Source organism: Actinosynnema sp. (assembly GCF_052038725.1).
This window is the reverse complement of sequence record NZ_JBQGCX010000837.1, coordinates 1-1,544: the sequence shown is the minus strand read 5'-3', so window position 1 is coordinate 1,544 and position 1,544 is coordinate 1. Positions and strand designations below refer to the sequence as shown.

Below are 1,544 nucleotides of genomic sequence, written 5' to 3'. Positions count from 1 at the left end.
GAGCACCCCGTCCGCGTGGGGGGGGGCGCCCCCCACCGCGTGGGGGGCGAGGGCGCGGGGTAGGGGGGGGGGCGGGCGCCCGCGCGGCGGTTCGGGGCGGGCGAGTGGGACGGTCGCCTGCTCGGGGCGGGTCGTGCAGGTGAAGGTGTCCACGGGGAACAGCCTGCGGCGCGCGGCTGAGCGGCAGGTGAACCGTTCATGAGGACGTTTTCATCCGGCCGGCGGACGCTCCCGAGAAACCGTATCGATCACCGAACGTAGTTACACCCGCACCCCACATCCACACGAACAGGTAGTCCTCTTCGGCGGTCGGGTCACGTCTGCGGCCCCTGCGGCGATCCACCCCACGTAGACAGCCCGAGGGGATCGAGAGCAGCCATGCCGGACAGCGCACCCACCATCGTCGAACTCGCCGCCGACTTACGCGCCCTGCGCACGCGCCGTGCCCGCGCCACCGGGGACGGTGAGCTGACCGTCCGCCAGATCGCCGCCTCGACCGGGTACGCGCTCGGCACGGTCTCCGACTACCTCACCGGCACCACGCTGCCGCCAACGGACCGGTTCGGGGTGCTCGTGCGGCTGCTCGGGGCCACGCCCGCCGAGGAGGTGCGGCTCGGGCGGGTCCGGGACCAGGTCGAGCAGGTGCTCTGCGCGCGGCGGGAGGCGCGCGGGCGGGTGCTGCGGGAGCTGCCGCCCGAGGTGTTCGGGTTCGCCGGGCGGGAGCGGTTCCTCGCGGCGCTGGACGGGCTGGTCGACGGGCCCCGGTACGCGGTGGTGTCCGGGCCCAGCGGGGTCGGGCGGACGGCGGCGGTGGTGCGGTGGGCGCACCGCAGGGGGCACCGGTTCCCGGACGGGGCGGTGTACGTGGACCTGCGCGGGCGCGACAGCGAGGTGCGGCCCAAGGCGCCGGGACGGCGGTCGCTGCTGGTGCTGGACAACGTCCGCAGCGCCGAGCACGCCCGCCCGCTGCTCGCGGCGTGGCCCGGCAGGGCGGTGGTGATCACCGGGCGCGAGTTCGCGCTGCGCGACGCGATCCACCTGCCCGTGCCGCCCCTGACCGCCGCGGAGGCCCTCGACCTGCTGACCAGGCTCACCCGCAACCGCCCGTCGGTCGACCAGGACGCGGCGGCGGAGCTCGTGGACCGCTGCGCCCGCCTGCCGCTGGCGCTGCGCCTGGCGGCGGAGGTCGTGGCGACGAAGGTGGAGACGTCGGTGCAGTCGCTGGTGGCAGGGCTGGCGGCGCGGCAGCGGGGGGTGGGGGACGTGCGCGGCGTGCTGGCCTGGACCCTGTCCCACCAGCCGCCGGAGCTGGTGCGGGCGTTCCGGCTCGTGGTGGCGGGCAGCGGACGGCGGATCACGCCCCGGTGGCTCGCCTCGGCCGGTCAGCTGGACGTCGGGCGCGCGCGGGCGCAGCTCGACGCGCTCGGGCGGGCGCAGCTGCTGCACCGGGCGAAGCCGGGGCACTACGGGGTGCACGAGCTGGTGCGGGCCTGCGCGGGTGAGCCGGTCAGGCGGTCGAGTTCGGTGGCGATGACGTCGTAGGT

The 1,544-nt window shown here is 76.4% G+C and carries 1 protein-coding gene; it reads left to right on the top strand.

The features are described 5' to 3' along the window. Positions 1-378: 378 nt before the first annotated feature. Positions 379-1,542, top strand: a complete 1,164-nt coding sequence (locus ACTUAL_RS17180; RefSeq protein WP_440900981.1) for a helix-turn-helix domain-containing protein — start codon at positions 379-381, stop codon at positions 1,540-1,542. Positions 1,543-1,544: the final 2 nt, after the last annotated feature.